Here is a 23055-nt window from a genome sequence, read left to right as displayed (position 1 = left end):
GGGGTGGGGAGGATGCATAAAATATGTTAACGCTGTAGGCGTGGCATCATTAGAATATTGAATTCAATCTCACTGACTGACATAGAATAGATTGGGGAAATTTGTAAGTGACTACCATGCAACTTACTTTGTAAATTAAGACTAAATTAATCAGGAGAAGTGATGTATTATGGCTTTTACAGCAATCAGTAAATTTGAAGTTCGCAATAATATGGAAGAGGACGTTAAAGAAGCGTTTAAAAATCGCCCCAAACTGGTTGACAGCGCCGAAGGATTTATCGGATTGAATGTTCTCAGGCCAAAAGAGAATCCGGCTGAATTTTGGCTGATTACCCACTGGGAAACGGAAGATCATTTTCACGATTGGCATAAAAATCATAAAAGCGCATCTCATCAGGGCATTCCCAAAGGTTTGAAGCTGGTAAAACGCAGTTTTAAGCTTCGGTATTTCGAAAATGTAACCTCGTGAATGATGAACAACCCAAAAGAACTATTCATCCGGAAATTACAGTCAAAGAAAGATGAGCTGGCTGTAAAAATTACAGAGCTTCATTTTAAGCACCATCCGGAGCTGGATAAAAAATATGGAGAACAGGGAAGGGAAAAGTGCCGCGAAGATGCTGTATATCATCTCAACTATCTGATTGAAGCCCTGCAGATCGATAGCCCTGAACTGTTTCATCACTATCTGGAATGGGCTTATAATATGCTGGAAGCCCGGAATATTCCGATCGATGACCTGGTGGAAAATATCCGTTATATCAGGGACGTAATTTCAGGAGAATTTTCGGCAGATGAGGCTAAGATGGCAATCTCCTTCCTGGAAAGCGGGGCGGAACATCTGGAAAAACTTGAACCGGAAAAAGAATCATTCCTGCTTCCCGATCAACCGCTTAGTAACGAAGCATTACAGTATTTAAACTTTTTGCTTAGTGGTAACAGAGACCAGGCTGCTCAAATAATTGACCAACTTGTAGAGAAGGGAACACCGGTTGTGGATATTTATGAGCATATCTTCCAGGCTACCCAGTATGAAGTGGGGGCACTGTGGCAAAGAAATGAGATAACCGTGGCGCACGAGCACTACTGTACTGCGGCTACACAGTTGATTATGTCGCGGTTATATCCTCAAATATTTTCAGGTGAAAAAAACGGCCTGAAATTAATTGCCTGTTCTGTAGCCAGCGAACTGCATGAAATCGGAATCCGAATGGTTTCCGATTTTTTTGAAATGGACGGATGGGATACCTATTACATGGGCAGTAATATGCCTGAAGCACACCTGTTAGAGTCACTGCGGGAGCATGATGCGAACCTGCTGGCTATTTCCGTAACACTGCCCATTCACATCAGCAGAGTGGAATCAATCATTAGAAATGTGAGGGATCTGCCCGAATTCAAGGATCTGAAAATTATGGCCGGGGGCTATCCTTTTGGAATTGTGCCAAACCTTACGGAAAAAGTGGGCGCTGATGCCACAGCAATCAATGCCCGCCAGGCCATTTCGAAAGCAAACGCAATGGTGAGCTGACGCTATGAAAACCAATACGGAAATAAAGAACGGCCTGTATCTGGTTTGTAACCGGGATGGGCAAATAAATGATGTACTGTTTGATGATTTGGGCTTGATCAAAAAAAACAGACTTCCGGTTATGTTTGCCGATATCATTGATAAAGAGAGCATTAAAAAAGCAACAGACTTCTGGAAAGAAATTATAGAGAATGAGTTCGCCTTTGATGTTGAAATGTATGTGAAGAGAGAAGAAAAAGAGTCAGTACCCCTGAAATTCACTGCCGGTAGCTTTAATGAACAGGTTTGGGTTATTGCGGCATCACGCAGCAAAGTACTGGAAAAGATGCTGAATGAGATGATGCTCATTAACAATGAACAGCAAAACCTGATCCGAAGTGCGGAAAAAAAGCTGAGTAAATTCGATGACAGCAGTAAGAACCCACCTTTGGATATGTATGATGAGCTTTCACAAATGAATAATGATTTGATGAACGCTCAGCGTAAATTGGCTAAACAGAATCAGGAAATACTGAGGCTGAATAAACAATTACGGGATAGCAACAAAGAGTTCGAACATTTTGCCTATTCAGTCTCACACGATTTGAAAGAACCTCTGCGAATGGTAAAATCTTTTATGAATCGATTAGATCAGAAATATGGAGATTCGCTGGATGATAAGGCCAAAAAGTATATTTACTATGCCGTTGACGGTGCGGAACGAATGGATCAGTTGATCAATGACCTGCTGGAATATTCCCGAATTGGCAAAAAAAACAACGAGTTTGAACTGACTGATCTGAATGAGCTCCTTGATAAAGTTGAAAAGTTATATCGTTCACAACTCGAAGAAATTGGAGGCAGCATAAGCCGGCCGGAAACGGAAATGCCTCAAATTTTTTGCCAGAAAACACCTCTGCAGCAGCTTTTTAATAATTTAATTTCAAACAGTATAAAGTATAGAAAAGAGGAGGAATCACTCGATATTCGCATATCATATGAAGAGAAACCAAATGAGTGGCTCTTTTCAGTAGCTGATAATGGAAAAGGAATTGATCCTGAATATCACTCAGTTATTTTCAATTTGTTTAGAAAAGTAGATGATGATTCTACATCCGGTACGGGTATGGGATTGGCAATCTGTAAAAAGATTGTGGAGCAGCATGGCGGAAAAATTTGGGTGGTATCAGAAAAGGGAAAAGGAAGTTCATTCAAGTTTACAATTAAGAAACGATTATAGAATAATAGAATAGTTATGAAATCAATACACATTTTACTGGTTGAGGACAATGAAGGGGATGTTGTCCTCATCAAGGAGGCGCTTGAAGAAGGCAGAATAGCCAATGACATCAGCGTTTGCCGGGATGGGGAAAAAGCGATTCACTATCTAACAAAAGAAAAGGAATATAAGGATGCCTTAAAACCCGATCTGATACTATTGGATATTAATCTGCCCCGCAAAAACGGGCATGAGGTCTTACAATTCGTCAAACAAACGGATGGCCTGAAACATATTCCTGTAATCATGCTCACCACCTCTTCATCTGAAATAGATATTACAAAATCATACAAAGAGCACGCCAATTGTTACATTACCAAACCGATGGAAGTGAACGCTTTTTTAAACGCGATGATGCAAATTGAACAGTTCTGGTTTAATCTGGTAAAATTGCCAACTGAAAAAGAAAATAGATAGCATGGTTAAGGCAACAAAGCCACTTAACATACTTGTGGTAGAAGACAATGAGGGGGACTTTGTCCTTGTTGAGGAGTTTTTATTGGATGAGTTTGAGCAGCTGGAAGTTGTACATGCTTCTCGTTTCTCTGAAGCTGAAAAAGTACTGAAGAGCTCACCGAATACATTTGATGCAGTACTGCTCGATTTGACCTTGCCCGATAAAAGCGGAGAATCGCTGGTAGAAGAAATGCTGAAGATTGCGGCAGATACTCCTGTAATTATATTAACCGGCTATACGGATCTTGAATTCAGCGTGCTTTCACTATCGAAAGGTATTTCTGATTACTTGTTGAAGGATGATCTTTCGCCCACGCTATTGAAGAAGAGTATTTTATACGGAATAGAGAGAAATGCATTTTCTTCAAAAATCAGGCAGTCGGAAAAGAACTATCGTGACCTTTTTGAGTTAAGCCCGGAGCCGATGATGCTGTTTGAATTGGATACATACAAGTTTGTGGATGTAAATATGGTGGCGGTGTCTCAATATGGCTATTCGAAGGAAGAGTTTCTGTCGATGACATTGATGGACATTAAACCGCCTGAGGAAATAGAGGAGTCAAAAAAGGTGATTCAGGAGACAAGGGATTTAACCCATGTGAAGTACGATAAAGATTACCGGCATATTACCAAATCCGGAGAAGAGCTATTGGTTGAAATTCACGCTAGTACAATAGATTATAATGGTAAAAATGTAAGAATGGCGCTTGTTCATGATGTAACTGAAAAGCGAAAAGAAGAGGAGAGGTTAAAACTGCTCGAGTCGGTTATTACAAATACAAATGAATCTGTTGTTATAACTGAAACAAAAAAATCTACCAATCCGATAAGGCGAATTGTTTATGTGAATGAAGCATTTACGGAAATGACGGGATACAGCAAGGAGGAGATGATTGGTGAGTCTATTTCTATTTTAAATGGAGAAGAGACGGATTCAAATGAAATTGCTCGCCTTTACAGGGCAATGGATAACTGGGAGAGTTTTAGTGTAGAGCTTATTAACTATAAAAAAAATGGCACCCCATTTTGGATATACATTTCTATGGTTCCGGTTTCTAACGAGAAAGAAAACTACACGCATTGGGTTGCCATTGGCAGAGATATCACAAGTGAGAAAAAATCGAAATCCCAGCTTCAAAAAAGTGAATCACGGCTCCAGGGTATTATCGATTCACAGACGAATTATATTATCCGAACAGATCTGGAAGGATACTATACATACTATAATCCCAAATTTAAGGAGGAGTATGGATGGGTTCATGACAAGGATAAGCTTGAAGGAGCCCACTGTATGATTTCAATTAAGGAGTATCACCATGACCGTGTGAGACAGGTTGTGGAGCAGTGTATGAAAAACCCCAATGAAGTATACCAGGTTGAGATCGATAAACCGGGTAAAAGTGGAAAGATAAAAACCACTCTGTGGGATTTTGTATGCCTGACAGATAACGCCGGGAAGCCCACCGAAATACAGTGCGTTGGAATTGATATTACTGAAAAGAAAGTGAGTGAAACACAGCTTAAAGAATCCCTGAAGGAGAAGGATATACTACTTGCTGAAATCCATCACAGGGTGAAAAATAATCTTGCTGTGGTTTCAGGCATGCTTCAGCTTCAGGCGTTTGAAGAGAAGAATAAGGATGTACAGTATAAACTGAATGACAGTATTTTAAGGATTCAAGCCATTGCTACCATTCATGAAATACTGTATCGATCGGGCAGCTTTTCAAACCTTCAATTTTCCGATGTTGCAGAACAGCTGGTACATAAAATTGATTCAGTTGCCGGCGAAAATAGAAATATCGAGATTAATATTAAGAAAACTCCCATTCAGCTAAACATTAATCAGGCAATTCCTTCAGCATTGATACTGAATGAGATCCTCACCAATATTTTTAAACATGCATATATTGGCCGGGATAAAGGAAAAATTGATATTGATATCAGTCTAAACAAAGAAGAAGTAACGATTAAAGTGAAGGATGACGGGGTTGGTATTGAATCAAGTGGGAAAGGGGGAGGAAGCCTTGGTTTAAATATTGTTAAGATTTTAACGGAACAGTTAGAGGGCGAGCACAGGCTTTATGATACGGGTAACGGCACCGTATTTGAACTTGTATTTAATAAGAAAGAAGTAAAAGGCACCGGCAGTGCTTTTGTATGATGAAGACTTAGTATGTCTCTTATTTCAAGAAGTGCCATACAGTTATGATAACATTACGTGAGTTCGATATAAAGTCGTTGAATTTGGCTAGATGAGAAGTGAAGCTGTAAAAAAGGTACGTTAGTTCAAATAGCGCTTAAATAATTTAGTTTTCTCCTTCAGACTCACCCTATGTCCCTCTCTAACTAATAGAGAGGGATATAAAGTCTAAATTATTTAAGCTTGGTTCTGTGTTGATTCACATTTTGGACAGCCTCAGACACTTTTCCTGAATTCTTATCTAGAGCTTACGTTAATATATTGGTACCATTAGCTTTTTGGTAAAACAATTATTGCGGAGTAATTACCGGATTTTAGATTATAAAACAGGATGGGAAGAGTTATGAAAAAATGGGTTGTTTACGGCAGTTACGGATACACGGGAAATTTAATAGCAGAGCTTGCTGCATCGTCAGGTGAACATCAGGTGATTCTGAGCGGGAGAAACGAAAAAAAACTGCGTGAACAATCTGATAGGCTCGATCTGGAAAGCAAATCGGCAGATCTGGATAAACCTGAAGAATTGGATGAGCTGCTGCAGGATGCAGATGTTGTACTGCACTGTGCGGGTCCATTTGTTCACACCTGGAAGCCGATGGCAGATGCTTGTCTCCGTAATGGTTGTCACTATCTGGATATAACCGGTGAAATAGAGGTTTTTGAATCTCTGAAGAAATTGGGGAAACAGTTCGAAAAGAACGGCTTGATGGCGATGTCGGGAGTGGGATTTGATGTTGTGCCGTCTGATTGCCTCGCCGCACTGCTGCACCGGAAAATGCCCGATGCCACGCATCTGGAACTGGCTATATCAGGGCTCGGAGGCGGACTCTCGAGAGGGACGGCAAAAACGATGATTGAAAATCTGGGAAGCGGCGGAGCTGTGCGAAGTGGCGGTGAAATTGAGAAGGTACCCGCTGCCTACTTAACCAGAAAAGTTCGTTTTGGAGATAAATGGAGAGACGTGGTTTCCATTCCCTGGGGAGATATTTCCACAGCTTACACATCAACAGGAATTGGAAATATTGTTGTCTATGCGGCAGTACCTCCTAAAAATATTAAGAAGATGAAGTGGCTGAACCGGCTGGGACCTCTTGTAAAAAACAAAAGGGTAAAATCTTATTTGAAATCTAAAGTCGATGAAAAAAAGCCGGGTCCAACCGAGAAGGAGAGGGCAGAAGGTGAATCTTTGCTTGTGGGGACAAGTATCGAATTCAAAAGCTGAGTCTGTCACCGCTCTGCTCAAAACAAAAGAGGGCTATCAGCTTACGTCGGAAACAGCTTTCGAAATTGTGAAGAAATGCCTGTCTGGGAATTTTAAGCCCGGATATCAAACGCCATCAGCCGTATACGGTGCTGACTTCATATTACAATTTGAGAAGACAGAAATCTCTTACATGTAATAGTTAACGTGAGTTCGAGAGAACATTTTATTAAAGAGTGTCCCCCTTTGAAAGGGGGCAATGGGGGATGAAAAGTAGTGCATCTTTTCCTGATTTAGGTTGACACAATTTAAGGAGTCAACCTATTTCAGTATAAGCCGTAGATTCAAAGTGTTCTAAACACAATCTCAGGAAGTAAACCTCTTTTCCCAAATGCGTTAGAATTATGCCACTGAAACACGGAAATGCACGGAATTTCCGTGTTTCAGTGGCATATATGAAATATGGATTGTTCTATGGAGTTGTTGAAAGTCATTTGGAAGAGAAATCTTCCCTGCCAGTGTTTTTCTGGCCCCGAGTGCATTTCTCGGGGAGGGGAGTACTCTCTGAAGCTTTAGCGAAGGAGAGGGAGGGGTGTTTGATGCGCAATTAGAAGCTTTTCCTAATCTTTCACTGATAGCGAGCACAGCAGCGAGTCTAAAGATCCATTAAGCGTCAAAAATATTAATCGTTTTCGTTAGCTAGATCCGTTGGTCTGAATGTAAAGAACAAAATCGATGAATGACCGCCTCTATCCAGTAATGTGCTTCAAACCAATCTCTCTGTTCGGCGGGTGATAGGTGTTGCCTCATATACCCCAGGTTTCGCTTCGCTGCACCTGAGGCTAATCACATTCTGCCCTTACAGGGCAAGTTTCCTGCTTGGATTTACAAAAGTGGGGCAACACTATTTAAAAGGTGACAGGATAGAACTCCCCTCCCCGAAAAATCGGGACCAGGTGTGGCTCGAGAGGGGAAAAGGATGTAAAAACGGTGGAACACTGATTTTTACACCGAGGGGTGTGTTTTGGAACTTTGATCATAATCCACAGCCGTTTCAAGTCCTTGACTCCCACGAACATACCCTCCTATTGATTGGACGTATCGCATTATTTGAGGCATCTTTATCCCGACCCAGAATTCACGTTAACTAACCAGCAGTGACTTCTTTGGGAATACCGAGTAAGAGTTGAACAAATCTGTTGCTTACCGAACTACATAAAATAAGCCGGTTACTGCAAATGGTTGTATCTGTCACAACCAAGAGTCCGGTTTGTAAGCGGGTCTCAAGGCAACTCATATACTCTTGCCAATATCCTACCCTAAGCCATATAAATGGGTTGTTGTTATTTGCGCAAAGTGCGAACCAGTTAAGATTGCTGTCGGGCGCGGGAATGACCACATCACTTAAATCCGAGGATTTAATTTCGTGTAATGTTAGCTGATTTGCCCGTGCAAAGCTTTCCAGGCTTACTTGGAGTAATTTTTCATCTTGAATTGTAATGTCGGAATCGGGTCCGGTGATACTGTTATTATCCGGTGACTTCGACAAAATTCGGACGGCAGCGATTAGAGCAGAATTGTCCAGATTTGGAAATGTTTGAATGTGATACTGGTGGCCTTTATCGGTTAGCTTATGACGAAGTGCCTGTAGTACTTTCCCGATACTGATCACAGCTTTTCGGTACTCATGTTCGTGTTCCAGATACTCTTTTTGAACATACAGCTCCAATATGTTACCGGATACATTGTACTTCCAGTAATCCACGCCGTAGTGATCCGGCTTGTTCTTGATTTGTTCGATCCAAATTTTCAGCATTATTACGTTATGCTCAAATACGTTTTGCGATTAGATCGAAGTGAACTGTAAGTTCATCATCTGCTTTTATTAGGCCGAAAAGCCCAGTCGGTGGCTCAATACCGTAGTCGGTCATGAATATCTTTATATTGCCACGCACTCTCATTTCCCCGTTTTCTGAAACGTCTTTTTTTGCAATGAAACTGATTTCTCTAGTTACTCCTGCTAGTGTAAGATCGCCGTGTATGATGAAGTTGTTATCGGGTAGATTCGGATCTAATTCGGCTTTCTTATAAACGAAACGGATGTTTGGATATTGATCTGCCTTCAGGGCATCTTTCATATCATTGTTTATTTTCCTCTTCCCGCAATCAAAGCTTTCAACATCAAACACAACTTCAACCGAAACTTCTTGGTCTTGCTCCTGCACGGGGCTGTTGTAATTTGTTGAATCCTTTACCGTTGCTTCCTCGTCATACTTATGGGCAATGCAGTCAAAAGTATTTACATTCGAACTTCCCTTAATCCAAAGCCGGCTCACCTCTTCGTCAGGGGTGAACCGGTTTTGAGCGTAAATACCTCCTTCAGATACTGCTAAAGCAGCAATCCACAAAGTAAATAGTATGGATACCTGAAGAAGGTTCATGTTATGGATTTAAACTTAGTTAAAATTCACATTGTAACTGATGATCATTTCATCTCTTGCGCGAACAGTACCGAATATGGCTGTTGGCGGGTCGATCTCAAAGCTGGTCATCAATAACTCTTGTTCACCCCGAAAATTAATTGAGCCATCGGCATTCAGTGAAGCAGTTACCTGTATGGTAACATCACTGTCAACGCCATTGGCATTAATAATACCGGATGCTGTAATAATAGCTGATTCACCTTCTACGCTTATACCATTTACCTCATTCAGCGTAAACGTAATATTTGGATGATCATCAGCGTGCAAATATTTATGAATGTTTTTCGTCAATCCGCCTGAACGGGCCTGTATACTCTTTACCGGAATAGTCAGGGTCATCTCTTTAAAGAGGTCTGCTGATAAATTTTCGAGCGTCATCTCTTCAACTTCGGCCATAACAAGTGTTCCTTCAACTTGTTCAACGGCAGCGTCCCAGTTTCGGACGTTGGCTTCACCGTCTATGTGCATTTGTGGTTGCCCCTGAATATTCAGGGTAACGTCCTGTGCAAGCAGTGAGCCTGCGAAGAACATCAATAAAAAAATAGTTGAGATAAGTTTTTTAAAGTACATGTGTAATCTCCTGGGAATTAGATAATACGCAGTGCTGAATGACCTGCAGATTAAAAGTTTATTCAGAAGCTAACTATTGCTTCAAACATGACTCTGTCAAATCCGGCATATGATTGAGTTATGTATTCTAACTTAGCAAGTGCGTTTTTAACCATGTGCCAACCGCCACTGATTTTCAATCTTGTGATATCAATATCTTCTTATGTAATGTTGTCACCTCAAAAAACGTTGTAAGAACCGCAAAGGTATAAATTTTCATTTTTACCGGCGCCAGATCTATAGATCAGTTTATCACCTTATTGTGCAACAGATCTTGTGCTACATCACTGGTTTTTTTAGTTGATTTTCTTTCAATCAACATAATATTATTAATATCGGCAGGAGTTCGCTGTTTTAAAAGAGGTTGAGATCTGATTGTAGGTTGGGGATTTCCCCTATGCCTATAGGAAATTCCCCTAATGCATTTCAATTGCCTGAAATATAGGATACTGTTTTTTAATGTCTTATGCATGTATTAAACGTTTAAATACTATCGGATGAAAGGAATAAACGGTATTAAGATACTTTGGGCTTTTTTCTTTGTTCTATTGGGTAGGCTTTAATGTACATGTATAATTTTGACGTGATTTCGGGATAAAAAGTCCCCTTTGAAGGGGGGAAGCGAAACCGATCCCGAAAGCTTTCGGGAGGAGAGCTGGGGGATGACTATCTGAGTTTTGAATTGACTTTGCTTTGATTTTGAAGCTTTACACCCCTCCCCGAGAAATGCATTCAGGGCCAGAAAAACACTGGCAGGGGAGATTGATCATCTCTAAATGCCCTCCAAAAAGCTTATACTTTTAAAAAAGTATGGGTTTTAAGCTGATATCTCGCGGGCTTTGCCGGTTTAATTGTAAGTAGAATGGTTTTATCCGGAGGCTCCCTCAACCCAGCGTACCGCGTGGCGCATCAGCTCGTTGGCCGTATCTATGCGCAATTTGTCTTTTATGTTTGCACGATGGCTCTCTACTGTTTTGACCGATATATGAAGCTTTTCACCAATCTCCTTTGTTGAGTGTCCTTTGCCGGTCAGTTCAAAAACTTCCAGTTCACGGTCGCTTAGCTGATCCAGCGGATTATCACTCTTCACATTATTTCCTGTCGCCAGCTTCATCAGCAGTTTATTCCCAATCTTATTGCTCAGGTAGATACCACCGTTCAATATTTGCTGAAGTGCCTGAACCAGAACATCCACGGCTTCAAGTTTCATCAGGTAGCCCTTTGCCCCGGCTCGCAGTGCGCGCTCTGCATAGAGCTCCTCATCGTGTCTGCTTACAATTAGTATCCTGAGTTCCGGCATTTGATGGAGCAGATTTTTTACCAGTTCAATACCATTCATTCCCGGCAGTGAAATGTCAACAATGGCTGCATCCGGTTTTAGATCCAGAATTTCATTCAGGGCTTCTTCAGCCGATTCGGCTTGACCAATCAACTCAAAGCCAACTTCTTTCTCAAGCGTCATGGCTAAACCTTTTCGCATGAGTGGATGGTCGTCGACGATATAAATTCTTTTGCTGGCTCCCATAATTGTTTAGAAATGTCGGGCAATAGGTTTTTCTGTTTTGCTATGACAGAGTTTAAGAAAAAAGGATGTGATTCGCATTTTTATCATCTAATGCAGAATAAGTTGATTGGATAGATAACTGACCAAAACAGATTATAGTTCTTTAGTAGAGAGATTTCGATGTAAATCGAAGCCCGGTCCTTTATTTTTTTCACAGAGTTGGGTAGATAGAACAATCCATTATTCAGAACATATCATACGAAGTCATTAAATTGTATCAGACAATACATCTATTCCAAGAAGGTGTCTCCACTTCGGTCGATACTGTCGATGCAGTGTATCCCGACAATATTTTGTCGGAGAAGGGTGTTTGATGTGCAATTAGAAGCTTTTCCTAATCTGTCACTGGTAGCAACTAATTTTGTCCAAAAGCCTGCTCTTCGAAGTTTTCTTGATCTTCGATGCTTTAGCGCAGTAAATAACATAGTAGAAGCAGTGCAACACTATTTCAGAGGTGACAGAACTCACTTTCACAAAGAGGGACTTTTTTGAGTATGATTTAGAAACTGTGCAAAAAGTCACCCCTTCCCCCGAATAGTCGGGATTAGAAAAACACCAACTTGTGCCGTGCGTTTGCGGCATAGGGAAGGGGACGGGGGATGGGTTCGAACCAATCTGTCACCGGTAGCGAGCACAACACAGCAGCGAGTCTAAAAATCCATTAAGTAACAAAAATATTAATCGTTTTCGTTAGCTTGATCCGTTGGTCTGAATGTAAAGAACAAAATCGATGAATGACCGCCTCTATCCAGTAATGTGCTTCAAACCAATCTCTCTGTTCGGCGGGTGATAGGTGTTGCCTTATATACCCCAGGTTTCGCTTCGCTGCACCTGAGGCTAATCACATTCTGCCCTTACAGGGCAAGTTTCCTGCTTAGATTTACAAAAGTGGGGCAACACTATTTAAAAGAGGATACGGGGTAGAACTCCCCTCCCCGAAAAATCGGGACCAAGTGTGGCTTGAGAGGGGAAAAGCGTAAACGAAACGGCGAAGCCGGGTGAGTTTAGCGAGGGGTGTGTTGCTTGCGTTGATCTGGAGAAGAACAGGTTTTCCGTTTCACGGCTTTACTCGAACACACCCTCCGATGGGTCGGAGGGCCTCAAAAGCCGTCGCCTGTGTGCATCCCTAAAACCAACGCTTCGCGTTGTTTTGTGATTCTATCCCCCTCTCGAGAGGGGATTTCGAAGCTTTAAAATGTTTTTGCTTGCAATCTGTCACTGGTACTAAGAGAGCCGCCCATCGACGGAGAACGCATCGAGAGATCTCTCCTGAGCGATCCGGCACCCATCACATTTAGATCCGCAATGTCACCTACGCTTTGATGCAAACCATGCTATTTCGCTGGCGCGTACAAAAGATGAATGGCGTTCACCTTTTAAGGGATGAAACCAGCCCCATTTCGGGGCGGCATATCCGTAGCCCCACAGGTTCACAAGGTGAATCTGTGGGGTAGAGAAAGAGGCCGATATTCACAGGAGCACCGTAGGTGCGGCATATTTCGAATTCTGAATTCAATCTCAATTGTAAAATCGACCCATATATTCCGCACCTACGGTGCTTCCATGTTCGGGTTCGCCTTTTGCCCCATGGCCAACGCTTTGCGCTGACCATGGGCTACGGACATGACGCACCTCTGGTGCTTTTTTGCGCTGGATTATTTTTTCGTGATCACAGCTTTGCGCTGATCCAGGGAGAGTTTGTAACAGCTACGATGCTTCCTGTATTATTACAATCTGATGACAGATTCTATATTAAATAATTATAGATATCAATCTTTCGACAAGATGTTTACTTCGGATTGTGAGATAAAACGGACGAATCAGATTTCAGCAAAGCTTGAAACCAGCCCCGTTTCGGGGCGGCATATCCGTAGCCCCACAGGTTCACGAGGTGAATCTGTGGGGTAGAGAAAGAGGCCGATATTCACAGGAGCACCGTAGGTGCGGCATAGTTCGAATTCTGAATTCAATCTCAATTGTAAAATCGACCCATATATTCCGCACCTACGGTGCTTCCATGTTCGGGTTCGCCCTTTGCCCCATGGCCAACGCTTTGCGCTGACCATGGGCTACGGACATGACGCACCTCTGGTGCTTGGTTTTTGTCAGGTGAATATCTCAACTCCTGATGGTATGCTCGACTTGCAAGGGTACGGATATACCGCACCTGCGGCGCTCCCATTGTTCATGCTCGCTTAACCCAAGGCCACCGCTGCGCAGTGACCTTGGGCTACGGATATGGCGTCCCGTAACGGGACTTTCATTGCCTAAATTGATGCATTATTAATCGAACTCAGGCTACTGAGATTCTTTTTTTAATCTCCATACTTATGAACAGTTGCTCACAACTATTTGATGGAATAGCTAGCCCCAATGGGATACATCGTTATAATAATAGCGGCTCCACCCAGTTTTTCGCTGTTTTCAATTTCCAGATTGGCACCGATAAGTCGCGATCTGAACTGCATGATTCGTACGCCAAGTCCCCGGTCTTTTTCCCAGTCATCAGCAAAACCGGTTCCGTTATCTTCTATTTTTATCACCAGCCGCTCATCGTAATTTTTTATGGAGATATCCACTTCCGAGGCATTGCCGTGTTTTACGGCGTTGCTGGTTGCTTCCTGAACAATTCGGTAGAGGTGCGTGAGGTTGGTGGAATCTTCAAAGTATATATTATCAGGCGCATCGAATTTGCAGGTGATGTTAAAAAGCTTTTCGGCATTTTTCATCATGCGTTCCAGGGCGGCTTTCAGTCCCTGTCCTTCAAATTCGACGGGTATCAATCCCCTGGAGAGGCTGCGCGCATACTCATCGGCCTCTTTTACTAACGTTGTGATCTCGGCCACTTCGTTAGCCAGCTCGTGATTCTCATCTTTAAGTGAACCGGCGATATTTCGATTAATCAGGCTGATTCCTGTTAGCATCTGTCCCAGTCCGTCGTGCAGATCTTGTCCGATTCTGTGACGTTCGTGTTCACTGATTCGCAGAACCTCCTGTTCCAGTCTGCGCTGCTCCGTAATATCGCGAACAATGCCGGTGTAAAGCCGCTGCCCGTTCACGTTTACTTCACTCACTGCCAGATACATTGGGAATGTGGTTCCATCTTTTCTCAATCCGGTAACTTCCCTCCCGATGCCGATTATCTTTTTATGCCCCGTGTTATGGTAGTTTTTTATATAATCGTCGTGCTCTCTGCGATAGGGCTGAGGCATGAGTATGTTGACATTTTTGCCAATCACTTCAGAAGCTTTAAACAGAAATAGATCCTCAGCGGCCTTATTAAACGTTCTTATTTGAGCGTGTCTGTCTATTGTAATGATTGCATCAACCGTGGTTCGAAGAATGCTGCGCGCCCTGGCTTCACTTTCGCGCAGCTTCTGCTCAATCAGAAACTGTTCTTCTTTGTTCCGGGCCATCTTTTCGGCAAAGGCGAGGCGCACATCCAGCCGCTGTTCATCAAAAAGGGATTCGGTTATATATTGATCTACTTCTGCATCCAGCAGCCTGGGTAGATGTTCCATCTGCTCCTTGCTTATTACGGCAATTATAGTTCGGTGCCTGCCGCGTTCACTGGCTCGGGCAAGACGACAAAGCCGAAGGCCTTTCTCAGAAAAATCACTCATGAGAATCAGGGAGATATTTTCATCCTCAATGGTATTGAGCAGCTTTTCGTCGGGTTCACCTACAATCACATGGTGGTTTCTCCTCTCCAGAGCATTTTTCAGGATGTGTATTGTTTCTTCATTATATCCGGTTATAAGTGTTTTCATGAATTGGGTATGCTCTTGTTTTATTCAGGCAATTTGTTCAATGGTAGACGCCTTAACTGTCGAGATCTTTTGAATAAAATAGTAAATGGTCTGAATTAGTCTAATTTTGGTTCTATTTTAATTGATATGAATTATCAGCATCGTTTTGTTTTTACTTTAAAATAGCCTTTTGCTCCAGAGTTTAATCTGCCATCAAAGACATAGAATAATCATAATTGTTCTGAGTTACAGTATGATTCAGCTCCAAGGGAGCGCCGGTCAGTAACATCGTGCAGCGCGCGATGATAGCATACCAAATCATCTGTAAGCCCCAAAGAGGGCGCAGGCCTGTCAGATTAATATCACACACATCGCTCATCAAAATCGATTACGTAGTTTTCTAAAAACTTCCTGCACTCATCTTAAAGACTCATTTTTTTGATGGTGTTTGTGTTGAACATGATCTGTGTGTATGCATTGAAGTGTAATTGTGGCATGTTCAAAATTTTGTCAGGTTAACGCCCTTACAGGGCTTTTTTTATTGTGGACGATGCATTAGGCATAGCGCGTTGCACTATGTTATTGACTTTACCCCGTTGGGGTAAGCAAGTTCGTTGGTGTAAATATTAAACTATTTGTTTTGTCATGTATTACGTATTAGAACGAACCGGGACCGTCAATTTAGGCATAATGAACATTAGCTGAAGTAATCAGCATAGAGCTCTAATTTTAAATACATTCGATTCCTGTATGAAAGTTTTTAACTTCTAACTCCACTCTAAGAGTTGTGACCACCCCCCGCGAGGCTGTCTAAAAAGTAAAAGTAATCGAGCTTAAATCATTTAGACGACAAATCCCTCTCTATTAGTTAGAGAGGGAAATAGGGTGAGTCTGAAACATAGGGCTAAATGATTTAAGCGGTTATCGAAGTACCCTACCTTTTTGGACAGCCTCAGACAATTTATCTAAATTCTTATATCGAACTCACTTTAATTCAAGGCGTAAGTTTTGCGGTTCCGTCAGCCCACTCAATATCGGTATCCACAGACTTGTCAAATTCTTTGGATGACCGGACCCATTTCCCATCCTGAAGGATCCGGGTGAATCCTCTTTCCAACGGCGCTTTTGGATTTACTTCTGCTAAACCGGAGATGAGTTTGTTGAGTTTTGTTTTTTTATCGGCAAGCTGCCGGTTATAACGGTTGTCCAGTCTTTCTGATAGAACAGTAACCGATTCCGTCCACTTTTGAAGTACCACTCTCGGATTTGCCGATTCAACGGTTGAGCTGAGCTGCTGTAAGCGAGATCTTCTTTCGGAAATTACGCGATCTATCCGGCTGTCCATCTGATCTAACAGGGAATCCACTCTATTTTTCTGAAATTTCAGCTTTTCCTGCACAACCAGCAGGGCATGGGAATTTGCGAGTCTGTATACATACTCGCGATAGGTTTGAATCTTTTGCTGAAGAACGGTTTCCATATCTCCGGCGTAGTCATCAACCAGGTAGCGCAGTTCATTAATATCCGGCGCTGCAATAACCACAGCCTGAGTTGGTGTAGCGGCGCGGGCATCAGCAACAAAATCGGTAATGCTGAAGTCCACTTCGTGGCCAACGGCGCTTATGGTGGGTATCGGGCAGTTGAAAATGGCTCTTGCAACCGGCTCTTCATTAAATGGCCAGAGATCTTCCAGGGATCCGCCACCCCGACCGATAATAAGCACATCTACAGGTTCCTGTTGATTGCCGAACCACTCAATGGCTTTTACCAGTTCGGGTGCCGCATTTAAACCCTGAACGCTTGCGTGATGCAGATAGAGAGTGGCAACCGGCCAGCGCTGCTCAAAAGTGGATTTAATATCGTGAAACGCGGCGCCCGTGGAAGATGTGATAACGCCGACTTTTATTGGAAAGGGCGGTATCGGTTTTTTGTGGGCATCGCTGAACAGGCCTTCACGTTCAAGCTTTTTCTTAAGCTCTTCAAATTTCTGCTGAAGCTTACCGATTCCGGCCTGCTGCACCAGGGAAACGATCATTTGATAGCGGCCGTGCGGAGCATAAACCTGCAGATCTCCGCCCAGAACAACTTGCTGTCCGTCACGGATGTCCACATCCATACGTTGTGCAGTACTTCTCCAGATAACACAAGGAAGCTGAGCGCTATCATCCTTTACCGTAAAATAGTAGTGTCCGTTCCGGCTTTGATTTACATTGCTGATCTCTCCTTCAACTAAGATATCCCTGAAATTTTGCTCCAGCAGGCCTTTAATCTTTTCGGTGATCTCTGTAACTGTGGGTACATCGAAGGAGAATGGAATCTGGTTTTTCATAGGATACTGATCAAATAACGTATGGTCGATTGCAGTGCCGGGCCGGTTAATCTAACGGTCTGCATAATACCAAAATTTCATGGCGGAATAGAAATAGAATTGATCCGGGTTGAGGTGTTATGTAAAGATTCTATGTCTATAAATTTTCGGTTTCCTGGTTGATGAGGCTGTCCAAAAAGGTGTATTTGAAATATGGATGCTTTAATTATTTACGTTTACTTCGTGAACCTTTGTGACTTTGAGACTTCGTGGTAATAAATCGCGGTTTTTGCCACGAAGACGCGAGGACACGAAGCAGCACGAAGGGCATGTTTCATAAAAATTTAAAAATAAATTAAATAATTTAAGTCGAGCTTCGATCATAAATACTTTTTGGACAGCCTCTTGATGCCAACCAGCATGCATATAAATGAGACTGCTTCTGATATCTATAACTGTTCCAAATCGATTCCGAAAGGGGACTGTTTTTTTGATATCAAATTTTTGAATTCAATTTGAATCATTGGGGTTGTCAGACTGCATAAAAAGTTTGTTTCGATATCAGATCGTAATTATGCAGAAATCGGGCTATATTTGCACAAAAAATTAAACCCTTTTTGTTATGGAAGCCACACCGAATTTGCTAATTAAAAACTCTGTTCCCGCCGGAGAAAGTTTTGATGGAAAATCGAAGAGAGACATTCGTATTAAAGATGGAGAGATTGCAGAAATAGCAGAAGAAATTTCGGCTGCAGACGGTGAAGAGGTTTTTGATGCGAAATGGGGCATTTATCAGCGGCGGATGGATGGATATGCATGTTCATTTCAGGGAGCCCGGCTTTGAACACAAAGAGAATGTAGAAACAGGATGCCGATCTGCCGCATTTGGTGGCTTTACGGAAGTGGCCTGTATGCCCAACACAAAACCGGCCACGCATACCCGCGATGTGGTCGAGTTTATCAAGAAAAAGGCAGAGGGCGAGGCGGTGGACGTGCATCCGATCGGCTGTGTTACCAAAGAGCGCGCAGGAAAATCGATAGCTGAAATGTCGGATATGAAAGGCGGCGGGGCAGTGGCATTCAGTGATGACGGTGATCCCGTCTATAATTCTCAGGTGATGCGCGTGGCTCTGGAATACTCTTCCATGCTGGGTGTACCGATTATCAATCACGAAGAGGATCTTGAACTTTCCCGCCCGGGTCATATGAATGAAGGAGTGGTTTCTACCAAACTCGGCCTGGAGGGAACACCCGGAATTGCCGAAGAGACAATGATTGCGCGGGATATTTTGATCGCAGGATTTACCGGCGGACACATTCACGTTGCGCATATCAGTACACGCAAGGCGGTAGATCTTGTAAGAAAGGCCAAGGCTGAGGGCGTTAACGTAACTACAGAAGTGTGTGCTCACCATTTTGATCTGACCGACGAAGAGATTGACAAACGCCATTTCGATACCAATGTGAAAATGCATCCGCCGCTGCGAACTCAGGACGATGTGGACGCCATGATCGAGGGTCTCGCGGACGGCACAATTGATGTGATCTGTACCGATCACGCCCCTCACGCTATCGAAGAGAAAGAGGTGGAGTTTATTTATGCCCCGAATGGAATTACCGGATTGGATACAGCCTGGAGCATCACCAATATGCGTCTGCTCAAACCCGGAAAACTCACAATGGAGCAGGTTTTGGAAAAACTCGTTGTAAATCCGAGAAAAATTTTAAACCTGAAAGTTCCGGCTATCAAGGTGGGTGAAAAAGCAAATCTGACGATTTTCAATACAGATGAAGAGTGGACATACAGTGACAAGGAAGTTCGGTCTAAATCTAAAAACTCTCCATATCTGGGTGATACCTTAACCGGCCGGGCAACGGCAATTTACAATCGGGGACGATTTGTTGAGAACAAACTCAGGGCGCAGTAAATAAAATTCTGAATCTGCCGGAACGTGAAGTGGCGGATTGGTATTTCACGGATGTCTACATCATCTATTATGTAAGAATGCTCAATCGAATCGCATATAGGCTACTCTTAACTGTTTTTCTGTTCATTCCGGTTGCAGGGATTGCTCAGTATCAAGAGGATACCATTCTGCAGGAGAGAAATATTTTTGAAAAATTCGGATCAATGCCGTCTGAGTTGAATGAACCCGCACCGGACCACAACGCCCCATACGAGTACTTATCCAGGGAAGCATCCATAGAGTTTGATGAGACAGATCGGGGAATAGTGGCATACATTCACTATTTGAACCGAATTAAGGTCTATTCTGATGATCCAATCGATCAGGCCGAGGCCGCATTGGTCGGGATTCCATACTACGCTTCAGAGAACATCGAAAGAGTTACAAACCTGGAGGGAATTACCTGGAATGAAAATGGTCAATTTTACCGGCTGAATACCGAAAATACCCGCAACGCAGAGCTCAACAGCCGGTATCGACTGATTGAGTTCGAGATGCCTGAGGTGGATGCAGGAGCTGTTTTGGAGTACAAATACACTTTGGAAAGACGATATATCGAGGAGCTGCCTGATTTCTATATGTCGGATCGCGTACCGGTTCGGGAAGCCACTCTGTTTATGAAAAATCCCGACTTTTTGCGGTATGACGTAGTAGAACAGAATGTAGATTTTGAGCTGAGTTATCAGGAGTTTGAAGTGGATACAAGCAGTATTCCATTTGTTTTTACATACGAACGGCCTGATCCGGTGAACGTAGAAGTTTGGAGTGCAGAGGATATTCCCGCAATTGATGCAACCAGCTTTATCTCTTCAATTGATGATGTTCGGGCAAAACTGAAATTTCAGATCAGTGAATTTGGATTGCCGCGTCAGCCGCTCGATAATAGCTGGGAGTTAATCGCCGCGCAATTACGAAGAAATTCAAACCCATACGATACTGTCGAGGAGAATAGCACGCTCATTGTCAATATTTTGGAGCGCTTTGAAGATGTTCAAAACCAGACTGAAATGCAGGACTCTATTTTTCAATACGTCAATTCAAGCATGCAGTTTAACGGAGTCAATAGAGTTTATGCAGAAGGGGAGCTGGATCATGTGACGGAGGGAGCACCTGCCAATCAGGCCGAAATCAACACGCTGCTATTGGGATTGCTTAGAGAAGCGGGAATCGATGCGTATCCGTTATACATCTCAGGTCGGGAATTGGGACGTATTAACCGCTCATTCCCCTCACTTTTCCAGTTTAATCAAATGCTGATCTATTCAGAAATTGATGATGTGAATTATGTGATGGATGCCTCTTATGCGCATAGTCTGCCAAATTTAATCCCGGTAAACTCATTTAACAATCAGGGGTTTTTACTTCGGGAAGACGATTTTGAGTGGATAGAGATCGATCCGCGTAAAAGCGTGTTTAACCTGAGGGTTGGAATTGAGGGTGATTTAAATCTGAATGGAACGTTGTCCGGAACGATACGGGCGGAAACGAAAGGATATCCTTCAAGAGAAATCAGAAGAAGTTTGGCAGGAGCTGAGTCTGAAGGCGATATCATCAAAAAGATTTTTTTAGATATCTATCCGGAAGCAGAGTTGAGCAACGCTGAAATTACGGTTGATGAAGTGAACCCGGACAACATCTCCATTCAGGCCGGCTTTGAGATTCCGGAGTATGCTGTTTCTTTTACCGAAGGCCTGGAATACAAGCCGGTGATTGTTGGCTATCTCTATCAAAATCCTTTTGAGGCGACCAACCGGCGCGTACCTATTACGCTGGATGCACCCGAGCAGCTTTTTGTGAACTATAGTATAAATTTACCCGATGGGTCCGAGACAGAAGCTTTGCAGGGCAGACAGATTACCGAGCTTCCCGGAGCTGCATTAAGGGAAGAGTATAATATCAGTGACGGACGCCTTACGTATTCGTTTGGGGTGAACATTGAACGTAAACAGTTTTCATCGGACGATTACTCTCAATTGCGCAGAATTTATGAACGATGGGTGGAATTGAGTGACGAAGTGTGGTTTATAGAAACTGACAGATAACCGTTATCTTTAGCGCAGATGGAAAAATTATTAGCTATAGAATCTTCAACAGCAGTTTGCTCGGTTGCCCTGCAAACCGGAGACGGCCGGGTGAAGGAGAAACGAATTGAAGGCCGGGGTGTTCATTCAGAATATACCGTGCTATTTATAGATGAGCTTCTGGACCGGGCAAAACTACAGGTAGACGACCTTGATGCGGTGCTTTTCAGTAACGGACCGGGTTCTTATACCGGGTTGCGAATTGGGGCTTCGGTTATAAAAGGCCTTCTTTTTGGGAAAAATGTCCCTCTATTTACCTATCCGACATTGATCTCATTTGCGGGCACACAGCTTCAGCTAAACTCGCACTGCACCGTGCACTCTGTTATTGATGCCCGCAGAAATCATCTTTATTATCAGCAAGTGGAGAAATCAGGGGAGTACCTGGATATTTCTGATCCGGCCGTTATTGAGCTTGAAGAAATTGCTCCCAAAATCTCAAAAGGTGATATTGTGATTGGAACCGGATGGAATCGGCTGGAATTTTCTGAAAGAGAATCGGTTCGCTGGATTGGTCTTGAGGGTATATCTGCGGTAAATTTGGTACACTCATGGAATTATGAGGCATTAAAAGCCTATTATAAAGAGGAAGAGGTTGAACACTTTGAACCTGAATATCTGTCAATGTCGCAGATAAATAATTCACCGACGAAAGGATAAAGATTTTTGCTTCGGTGCGAATTCATTATTTTTGGAAGTTACTTAAAACAAATTTTGTGCTATGTCTTGGTTTAAAAGAAAAGATACAAACATACAGACCGACAAAAAGAAGGATATGCCGGAAGGCGTATGGATTAAAGTTCCTGAAACTGGAGATACGATTCATCGCCGGGAGCTCGAGGAGAATCTCTGGGTAGATCCGATTAGCGGTTACCATTTTAGAATTGGCAGCAAGGAGTATTTCTCCATTCTTTTTGACGATGGAGAGTTCGAAGAGATTGCCGATGAAATCATGCCTACGGATCCGCTCAAGTTTGAGGATCGAAAAAAGTATTCTGATCGAATCAAGCAGACTCAAAAGAAGACCGGTTTGTCTGATGCCTGCAGGGTTGGTGTCGGTAAACTGAAAAAACAGGATATCGTGATTGCCTGTATGGATTTTTCCTTTATTGGAGGGAGCATGGGATCTGTGGTTGGCGAAAGGCTCTGTCGCGCGATTGATCATGCCCGGGAGAAAAAATTCCCGCTACTGATTATTTCGCAATCCGGCGGAGCCCGTATGATGGAGAGTGTGTTGAGCCTGATGCAGCTGCCCAAGACCTCCGCTAAGCTTGCGCTGCTCGATAAGGAGGGCGTTCCGTACATCTCCTTGATGACCAACCCGACTACGGGTGGAGTTACGGCAAGTTATGCCATGCTGGGAGATTTCAACATTGCCGAGCCGGGAGCGCTGATCGGTTTTGCGGGCCCGCGTGTAATTCGTCAAACTATTGGGCGTGACCTGCCCGAGGGTTTTCAAACATCAGAATATCTGGTGGAACACGGCTTTCTCGATTTCATTGTGCCGCGTACCAAATTGAAGTCAAAACTTTCAAGGCTTTTGAAAATCCTGAATAATAAGTAATACCTGTTGTACAAATACAGACGAGAGAAACAGAAAATTAAATGAATACTGAAACTCTGCTCTTAACCATTGCAGAGTTTT

The 23055-nt window shown here is 43.0% G+C and carries 17 protein-coding genes; 11 read left to right on the top strand and 6 right to left on the bottom strand.

Annotated elements, in window-relative coordinates:
* Window positions 1-169: 169 nt before the first annotated feature.
* The 6 genes from U5K35_RS03320 (at window position 170) to U5K35_RS03295 (ending at window position 6670) form a co-directional block, all read left to right on the top strand.
* On the top strand, window positions 170-469 hold the full coding sequence (locus U5K35_RS03320; protein ID WP_322570059.1) for an antibiotic biosynthesis monooxygenase: 300 nt from the start codon (window positions 170-172) through the stop codon (window positions 467-469).
* Window positions 470-1531 carry a B12-binding domain-containing protein gene (locus U5K35_RS03315; protein ID WP_322570058.1) on the top strand — a complete coding sequence of 354 codons (1062 nt, stop codon included), beginning with the start codon at window positions 470-472 and terminating at the stop codon, window positions 1529-1531.
* Window positions 1532-1535: 4 nt separating this feature from the next.
* Window positions 1536-2750 carry a sensor histidine kinase gene (locus U5K35_RS03310; RefSeq protein ID WP_322570057.1) on the top strand — a complete coding sequence of 405 codons (1215 nt, stop codon included), beginning with the start codon at window positions 1536-1538 and terminating at the stop codon, window positions 2748-2750.
* Window positions 2751-2765: 15 nt separating this feature from the next.
* Window positions 2766-3206 carry a response regulator gene (locus U5K35_RS03305; protein WP_322570056.1) on the top strand — a complete coding sequence of 147 codons (441 nt, stop codon included), beginning with the start codon at window positions 2766-2768 and terminating at the stop codon, window positions 3204-3206.
* 1 nt (window position 3207) lies between these two features.
* Window positions 3208-5409 (top strand): PAS domain S-box protein, encoded by a 2202-nt coding sequence (locus tag U5K35_RS03300; RefSeq protein WP_322570055.1) that lies wholly within the window; start codon window positions 3208-3210, stop codon window positions 5407-5409.
* Window positions 5410-5791: 382 nt separating this feature from the next.
* Window positions 5792-6670, top strand: a complete 879-nt coding sequence (locus tag U5K35_RS03295) for a saccharopine dehydrogenase family protein (protein ID WP_322570054.1) — start codon at window positions 5792-5794, stop codon at window positions 6668-6670.
* Between the two features lie 1126 nt (window positions 6671-7796).
* Here U5K35_RS03295 and U5K35_RS03290 read toward each other — a convergent pair.
* The 6 genes from U5K35_RS03290 to xseA form a co-directional block, all read right to left on the bottom strand.
* Entirely contained in the window at window positions 7797-8465 is a 669-nt protein-coding gene (locus tag U5K35_RS03290; RefSeq protein WP_322570053.1) for a hypothetical protein, read from the bottom strand.
* A 13-nt stretch (window positions 8466-8478) separates the two neighbouring features.
* A complete protein-coding gene (locus U5K35_RS03285; protein WP_322570052.1) occupies window positions 8479-9090 on the bottom strand; it encodes a YceI family protein in 612 nt (203 codons plus the stop codon).
* A 15-nt stretch (window positions 9091-9105) separates the two neighbouring features.
* Window positions 9106-9663, bottom strand: a complete 558-nt coding sequence (locus U5K35_RS03280; protein ID WP_322570051.1) for a YceI family protein — start codon at window positions 9661-9663, stop codon at window positions 9106-9108.
* A gap of 946 nt (window positions 9664-10609) precedes the next feature.
* Window positions 10610-11266, bottom strand: coding sequence for a response regulator transcription factor (locus tag U5K35_RS03275; RefSeq protein WP_322570050.1), 657 nt, complete (start codon window positions 11264-11266; stop codon window positions 10610-10612).
* A 2387-nt stretch (window positions 11267-13653) separates the two neighbouring features.
* Entirely contained in the window at window positions 13654-15075 is a 1422-nt protein-coding gene (locus tag U5K35_RS03270) for a PAS domain S-box protein (protein ID WP_322570049.1), read from the bottom strand.
* A gap of 973 nt (window positions 15076-16048) precedes the next feature.
* Window positions 16049-17383 (bottom strand): exodeoxyribonuclease VII large subunit, encoded by a 1335-nt coding sequence (xseA, locus tag U5K35_RS03265; protein WP_322570048.1) that lies wholly within the window; start codon window positions 17381-17383, stop codon window positions 16049-16051.
* 601 nt (window positions 17384-17984) lie between these two features.
* Between xseA and U5K35_RS03260 the strand changes: the two genes are divergently transcribed.
* From U5K35_RS03260 to accD, 5 genes are all read left to right on the top strand, one after another.
* Window positions 17985-18206: a hypothetical protein gene (locus U5K35_RS03260; RefSeq protein WP_322570047.1), complete on the top strand. Its 222-nt coding sequence runs from the start codon at window positions 17985-17987 to the stop codon at window positions 18204-18206.
* Entirely contained in the window at window positions 18169-19290 is a 1122-nt protein-coding gene (locus U5K35_RS03255; protein WP_322570046.1) for a dihydroorotase, read from the top strand. Before U5K35_RS03260 ends, U5K35_RS03255 begins: the two co-directional genes overlap by 38 nt.
* A 29-nt stretch (window positions 19291-19319) precedes the next feature.
* The gene (locus U5K35_RS03250) at window positions 19320-21371 is read left to right on the top strand and encodes a hypothetical protein (RefSeq protein WP_322570045.1); all 2052 of its coding nucleotides are present in this window, start codon (window positions 19320-19322) and stop codon (window positions 21369-21371) included.
* A gap of 18 nt (window positions 21372-21389) precedes the next feature.
* Window positions 21390-22070: a tRNA (adenosine(37)-N6)-threonylcarbamoyltransferase complex dimerization subunit type 1 TsaB gene (gene tsaB / locus U5K35_RS03245; protein WP_322570044.1), complete on the top strand. Its 681-nt coding sequence runs from the start codon at window positions 21390-21392 to the stop codon at window positions 22068-22070.
* Between the two features lie 61 nt (window positions 22071-22131).
* Window positions 22132-22974 (top strand): acetyl-CoA carboxylase, carboxyltransferase subunit beta, encoded by an 843-nt coding sequence (gene accD / locus U5K35_RS03240; protein WP_322570043.1) that lies wholly within the window; start codon window positions 22132-22134, stop codon window positions 22972-22974.
* Window positions 22975-23055 lie beyond the last annotated feature (81 nt).

The organism is Rhodohalobacter sp. (assembly GCF_034521535.1).
GTDB lineage: Bacteria > Bacteroidota > Rhodothermia > Balneolales > Balneolaceae > Rhodohalobacter.
Note: the sequence above shows the minus strand (reverse complement) of the source record. Positions and strands in the feature narration are given on the sequence as shown.